The sequence below is a fragment of the Prosthecobacter gellanilyticus genome (assembly GCF_007992435.1).
Classification (GTDB): Bacteria; Verrucomicrobiota; Verrucomicrobiia; order Verrucomicrobiales; family Verrucomicrobiaceae; genus Prosthecobacter; species Prosthecobacter gellanilyticus.
Genome location: NZ_BKAG01000103.1, coordinates 1 through 5856, shown reverse-complemented (window position 1 = coordinate 5856; position 5856 = coordinate 1). Strand labels below are relative to the sequence as shown.

General features: G+C 60.4%; 7 protein-coding genes. All 7 read right to left on the bottom strand.

Going from position 1 to position 5856, the window contains the following annotated elements; genetic code table 11:
- Positions 1 to 280 precede the first annotated feature (280 nt).
- Positions 281 to 1234, bottom strand: coding sequence for a glycerophosphodiester phosphodiesterase (locus tag BGE01nite_RS28525; protein ID WP_146856323.1), 954 nt, complete (start codon positions 1232 to 1234; stop codon positions 281 to 283).
- A 146-nt stretch (positions 1235 to 1380) separates the two neighbouring features.
- A complete protein-coding gene (locus BGE01nite_RS28520) occupies positions 1381 to 1920 on the bottom strand; it encodes an RDD family protein (RefSeq protein WP_146856321.1) in 540 nt (179 codons plus the stop codon).
- Between the two features lie 24 nt (positions 1921 to 1944).
- Complete coding sequence (locus BGE01nite_RS28515; protein WP_146856319.1) at positions 1945 to 3051, bottom strand: type IV pilus twitching motility protein PilT; 1107 nt, start codon at positions 3049 to 3051, stop codon at positions 1945 to 1947.
- Between the two features lie 56 nt (positions 3052 to 3107).
- Positions 3108 to 4208, bottom strand: a complete 1101-nt coding sequence (locus BGE01nite_RS28510) for a type IV pilus twitching motility protein PilT (RefSeq protein ID WP_146856318.1) — start codon at positions 4206 to 4208, stop codon at positions 3108 to 3110.
- Entirely contained in the window at positions 4201 to 4626 is a 426-nt protein-coding gene (locus BGE01nite_RS28505; protein ID WP_146856316.1) for a hypothetical protein, read from the bottom strand. Before BGE01nite_RS28505 ends, BGE01nite_RS28510 begins: the two co-directional genes overlap by 8 nt.
- Positions 4602 to 4982 (bottom strand): phage holin family protein, encoded by a 381-nt coding sequence (locus tag BGE01nite_RS28500; protein WP_146856314.1) that lies wholly within the window; start codon positions 4980 to 4982, stop codon positions 4602 to 4604. The genes BGE01nite_RS28505 and BGE01nite_RS28500 overlap by 25 nt, the downstream gene beginning before the upstream one ends.
- A gap of 164 nt (positions 4983 to 5146) precedes the next feature.
- Positions 5147 to 5536: an ElaB/YgaM/YqjD family protein gene (locus tag BGE01nite_RS28495; RefSeq protein ID WP_146856312.1), complete on the bottom strand. Its 390-nt coding sequence runs from the start codon at positions 5534 to 5536 to the stop codon at positions 5147 to 5149.
- Between the last annotated feature and the right edge of the window lie 320 nt (positions 5537 to 5856).

Below are 5856 nucleotides of genomic sequence, written 5' to 3'. Positions count from 1 at the left end.
TCACCGGCGCGGCAGCGCCCCCAACCCCCCGGTAGGGACGAGCCCCGTTCTCCGTAGCAGAATGCGAAGGATGAATGTGTCTCGTCCGAAACTCAAACTCACCACACCCCGCCCACGCCCCTGGAATCCCCCGAATCACTCCATCACCATCCACCCCACCGGCCCCCGTCCCCCTTTCCGTGTCTTCCGCGTATTCCGTAGGCCCTCCCTTCTGAAATCCGCCCTTCAGTAGGAGCGTCAGATCAGCGGTTAAAACCCTCCGTGCCTCCCAAGGCTCCCCCTACTTCCTCTCATAATACGCCTTCACCTCCCGCATCACCGTGTCCGGATGATCCGTCGCAAAGGACATCACGCCGAGATCCAGCAGCACCGGAATCACATCCGCCCGCTCCGTCCACGGAAACACCTGATACAGCACCCCATGCGCCCGCAGCTCATCGCCGGTCTTGCGCAGGAAGGTATCGCTTAAACCAAACAAATTGTTAGGTGGGCTCGGGTCGGCCGGTGGCGCCCACTTCTCCTTCGTGTCCTTGGGATACACATGGATCTGGATCTGCGTCACCCCGGCAAACTTCGTTTCCCGCAGCGCCGACAGCTCCTCGCTCAGCTTCGCCTCATTCCCGTGCATCCACAGCAGCGTGTCAGACTCCGGCACCAGCGCCTTCCATTCTCGCAGTTGCTCCACCTTGGGAGATGCCAGCACGATCTGCTTCTCCACCCCATGCTTCCGCACCTCCGCCGCCAGATGCGCGAACTCGATCTTCTTCACGTCCATGTAGATGTGCTTCCGCCGGTCCGCCCTCATCAGCTCAAAGACCTTCTCCATCGGCAGCACCCTCCGCCCCTTGAACGCCTCCCCCTTCCACGACCCCACATCCAGCTGCGCAAGCTCCGCAGACGTCACATCCTCCACCCCCTTCGTCTTCAGTTCCTCCGAAGCCTCCTTCACCACCCGGGCGAAGTTGTTGTCATGAAACGTCACGATCACCCCATCCTTCGTCGCCCTCAGATCCGCCTCCGGCCACGTCGCCAGCTTCCACCCCAGATCAAACGCCTCCATCGTCCCCTCTTCCGCCAGAACACCAGCGCCGCGATGGCTCTGGACCACGATGTCTTCGATCTTCACGTGATCTCGAAGGTTCCAAGTCTTCGGGCTTGATGCGGCATCCTGCGCTGAAGTCGTGAAAACGCAGAAGGAAGCAAGCAATGTCGTGAGCAGGAAGGGGCGGATCATGAAGGGTGAATGAAGCGCTCCTCGCGGTGGGAATCTTCAAGGGAATCTCGAAAGAACCGTCACGGATTCGCAGGCCAAAAGCGCTGGCGAAACCTCTTTCGCCTCTCCGAGGCTCCAAGCCATGGATAAATCTGGCCTTCGTCCGCCTACCGGAAAAACTTCCGCATCTTCGGCGAGATTTTCAAATCCTCATCCGCCGTCAAATCAATGACCACGGTGCCGGACCAGCGATCATGCCAGCCGTTGGACCCTAGAAACGAAAACGGCTCGCACGGCACCAGACGCGCCAAGGTGCGACCCAGCAATTGCATCACGTGCGGGTGCTTGCCGTCCAAGGTCACCACTTTGGTTCGGGTGATCCACTTGCCCAGCGTGCGACCGAAAATGGCTTCCTGGAAGAAGTAATAAATGACCGTCACAGACACCCCGAGGAGGAAGGGCCCAAACTCTCCCAGGGCTTCAAAGAAGCGGAGAATCCAAGCGACCGGCACGGCATCATCCACAGCGATGAAGATCGTATCCAGGTTCGCCGCCAGCGCATAGAAGGCGATCGTGTCGATCACGTAGTTGGCGAAGCGCTTGTTGTTCGAGGCAGGAAAAAGCCCGGCATCTTCTCCTTCACCCCGTGCCGGTTTTAACTCGGCGCTCGGCGGTGTGTAAGGATTGATTCCGGGCTCTTCAGTCATGCTCGTTTTCGGAGCAGAAACAGGTTACTTCTTCTTGTCCTCACCACCACCGGCATTCGCCACGGCCTGCTCCTCAGGAGGCAGGAAGCCTTTGAAACGGCCTTTGTCGATGGCCTTCATGTAGGCTTCCATCGGGCTGATGAAGCCGTCACGCAGCTTCTGCCAGATGCTGTCATCCATGAACTGCATGCCCTGCGCCTTGCCGCCGATGATGACGTCATAAAGCTTCTGGGTGGCACCTTCACGAATGATGGCGGCCACGGCCGGGGTGGCGACCAGGATCTCATTCACGGCGGCACGGCCTTTGCCATCTGCCTTCTTCATGAGGAGCTGGGCCACCACGCCTTTGAGCGAGGCGGCGAGCATCGTGCGCACCTGGCTCTGCTGCTCGGCTGGGAACACGTCGATGATACGGTCGACCGTCTTACGGGCGTTGTTCGTGTGCAGGGTGCCGAAGACCAGAAGGCCTGTCTCAGCAGCCGTGAGGGCCAGCGAGATGGTTTCAAGGTCACGCATTTCCCCCACCAGCACGATGTCCGCATCCTGACGGAGCGCTGCCCGCAGCCCGTCCGCGAAACTCGGGGTCTGGATGGGCACCTCACGCTGGGTGATGATGCTCTTCTTGTTACGGTGAACGAATTCGATCGGCTCCTCCACCGTGATGATGTGACGGCGGAAGTTGGTGTTGATGTAATCCAGAAGGGCCGCAAGCGTGGTCGACTTGCCAGAGCCGGTCGGGCCGGTCACCAGCACCAGGCCGCTGCGCAGATGGCCAAACTCCTTCACCACCTGCGGGATGCCGAGCTGCTCCAGGCTGGCGATCTTGGTGGGAATGATACGGAACACGCAGGCGAGGCCGTTTTGCTGCTTGAGGTAGTTACAACGGAAGCGGTGTTCCGCGTCCATCTCATAAGCGAAGTCGAGATCGCCACGCTCAAGATAGCGGTCGAAGCTCTTGGGGTCGCAAATCTCGCGCATCATGGACTCCATCGTCTCGGCGCTGAGGTTCTCCTCAGAGATGGGCTTGATGCTGCCGTGGACACGGACCTTGGCGGGCTGGCCTTCGCTGAGATGAAGGTCGGAACCGCCGAGTTCGATGAGAGTGTGGAAAAGCTGGTCGATGACTGGCATGGACAGGAAAAGGGAAGAGGGCTTGAATCTCGGAAAGGGAAGGGAAGTCGGGTTGTTTAAGCCGCGAAGAAGAGCCTCATCTGCTGCTTGTCCTCGGCGCGGGATTCACACTCCTCACGGGAGATGAGTCCTTTTTGGTAAAGGGTCCGCAGCGAGTCATCCATCGTGATCATGCCGACGTTTTTACCCGTCTGCATGACGCCATTGAGCATGAAGGTCTTGCCATCACGGATACAGGCGGCCACAGCGGGTGTGTTGACGAGCACCTCGATCGCCATCACTCGACCGTTGCCATCAATGGTGGGGACGAGCTGCTGGGAGACAATGCCACGCAGGGATTCAGACACCATGATGCGGATCTGGTCTCGCTGGTCCGGTGGGAACACGTCCAGCACACGGTCCAGAGTACGAGCCGCATTACCGGTATGCAGGGTGCCAAGCACCAAGTGACCCGTTTCAGCAGCCGTGATGGCCAGGGAGATGGTCTCCAGGTCGCGCATTTCACCGACCATGATGACATCCGGATCTTCACGGAGTGCACCGCGGAGCGCCGCGGCGAAGGACGCCGTATGCGTGCCCACCTCGCGCTGGTTCACATGGCAGCCCTTGGGCTCAATCACGTACTCGATCGGTTCTTCCAGCGTGATGATGTGGTCTTCGCGATCTTTGTTCACGCCATCCACCAGCGCAGCGAGCGTGGTGGACTTGCCACAGCCCACAGGACCCGTCACGAGGATCAGGCCGTTGTGATAACGGATGAGCGTGCGCACCGTGTCAGGAAGCTTCAGTTCCTCGATCGTGCGGACCGTGGTGGAGATGATTCGGAACGTGATGTCGATGCCCAGACGCTGCTGAATCACCGAGGCACGGAAGCGCCCGAAATCCGTGGAGTAGGCGAAGTCCACGTCACCGCGCTCCTCCAGCTTCTGGATTTTTTCGTCGGTGAGGAAGCTGTAGGCCAGGCGGCGGGTGTCCTCCGCCGTCAGCTGTGCGCCATTGTGCCAGATGGGACCCAGGGTGCCGAAGCGGCGCCAGATGGGCTGGCAGGCAGTGGCGAGATGCAGGTCTGAGGCATCATACTGCATGCAAAAGCGGAGATAATCATCCACAGAGCCCAGCACGGGCACGAGATCTTCGGTTTGAGCTTGGTCAGACATGGGCGGAGGGGTCGTCGGTCACTTGGGGGGAGCCCGCGTGCTTGGAAAATTGGTTGGTCAGGTAGGATTGAAGGAACTGGGAACCGTGTTTGAACGCTGCCTGCCGCGCCATGGCGAGCACGGGCTGCATGAGCAGGGCCATAAATCCGATTTTTGTACCGGAAGCGACGGAGATGTCACGATCAATTTTCCCTCGCCGTGCAGGCATCAGCGTGCGCAGGAGCAGCAGCCCCCCCACACCGGCCGCCGCCATCCAGGCCCAGGCATGCTTCTGCACGGACTGGCGCAGCAGTTCCTTCGGGTTCCAGGCCTCCGAGGCCAGGTGTACATGAGTGCCGAGCAGCGCGCGCGCCTCATCGAGGTCACGCAGGGCTTGTTGCTTCGGGGTGAGTTTTAGGGGGAGTTGCCGCTGAGCCATTCGCGATCGCGTTGGAATTGCTTGAAGGTTTCTTCAAACACCTGCAGGCGGCGCAAAAGAGAGCGCAGACGCAGGAGGAAGATCAAACCGAGAAACAAATGCGCGCCAGCGGCTCCCAGCGCCACCTTCCACCAGGGCCAGCCCTGCGTGTGGGAGATGAGCCAGACGATGGCCGGCACAGCCAGCAGCCAGCCGCAGAGCAGGAGACCGGCGGCCAGGGCTGCCAGCACGATCATCATCGTGAATTTCACCCCCGCTTCCTGGGCTTCCAGCTGCAGCAGCCGCCCGCGTGCCTCCGCATAGAGCGCCAGGGCGCGGAGCAGTGACTTCAGTCGTGAGACTTCGAGGTCCATCATAGGAGCGTGTAACTAAGGGCGGGGGAGCTTGGAGCAAAGGGCATGGAGCAGAGCGGCAGAAATAAAGATCAGTGAAGTGCGGGCACGCCTAGATTCGCATCAAGCCAAGCCTTTGACTGTGCCACTCATACTCTTTGCTCTAGGCCCTGCGCCCTGCGCTTGTCTTAGCGGCGGAGGATCAGACCCACCAGCACACCCACGCCAAAGGCGGTGAGCAGCGCCTGGCGCGGCTTCTCGCGGGTCAGGTTTTCAGCCTCGGCCAGGAGCGTTTCATAGCGCTGCTTGGCCTGGCCGAGAGCCTCGTCCGCATAGGCGCGGAGGTCTTCAGTCTTGTCCTGGAGATCGGACTTGATCTCCGCTGCCTTCTGGCCGGCGCTGGCCTTCAGCTGCTGGGCGCGTGCTTCCGCAGCGTTGCGCAGCTCGCTCGCCTTCTGGGCGGCGGCCGTGCGGAGTTCTTCAGCCGCCTTCAGCGCGCTGGCCTTGGCTGCTTGAAAGGGGTCCGCAGTCGGGGCTGCACCAAAACCGATGTCAGAGGGGAGGGAAGTATCGCTCATATGAAGGTAAAACGTGTTCGTTCGGATTTAAGACGAAGCGTTTGCGATGGCGAGGGAAAAAACAAGGAGCATCCCCCAAAGTAGTGCCGGGCTTCAGCCCGCACTGAGGCTGAGTGGCCGTACCTTGAACGTGGGGATGGCAGCGCGCCTGTGATGCGCAATGATGCCTAGAGGACTGCTTCCTTTCAGGAGCGCCAAAGGCGCGCTCCATACCAGCCGGGGGCGTCTAGCCCCAGGTTACCCGCAAACAACGCGGCTCCAAGCGCTGAAAGCGCGCCCCATGCACGCTCCATTCGATGCCAGACTCAAAACTCAAACCT

Excerpts from the sequence above, each read along its gene's own strand:
- BGE01nite_RS28495 (WP_146856312.1), bottom strand. The coding sequence starts at position 5,536 with ATGAGCGATACTTCCCTCCCCTCTGACATCGGTTTTGGTGCAGCCCCG.
- BGE01nite_RS28510 (WP_146856318.1), bottom strand. The coding sequence starts at position 4,208 with ATGTCTGACCAAGCTCAAACCGAAGATCTCGTGCCCGTGCTGGGCTCT.
- BGE01nite_RS28525 (WP_146856323.1), bottom strand. The coding sequence starts at position 1,234 with ATGATCCGCCCCTTCCTGCTCACGACATTGCTTGCTTCCTTCTGCGTT.
- BGE01nite_RS28520 (WP_146856321.1), bottom strand. The coding sequence starts at position 1,920 with ATGACTGAAGAGCCCGGAATCAATCCTTACACACCGCCGAGCGCCGAG.
- BGE01nite_RS28515 (WP_146856319.1), bottom strand. The coding sequence starts at position 3,051 with ATGCCAGTCATCGACCAGCTTTTCCACACTCTCATCGAACTCGGCGGT.
- BGE01nite_RS28500 (WP_146856314.1), bottom strand. The coding sequence starts at position 4,982 with ATGATGGACCTCGAAGTCTCACGACTGAAGTCACTGCTCCGCGCCCTG.
- BGE01nite_RS28505 (WP_146856316.1), bottom strand. The coding sequence starts at position 4,626 with ATGGCTCAGCGGCAACTCCCCCTAAAACTCACCCCGAAGCAACAAGCC.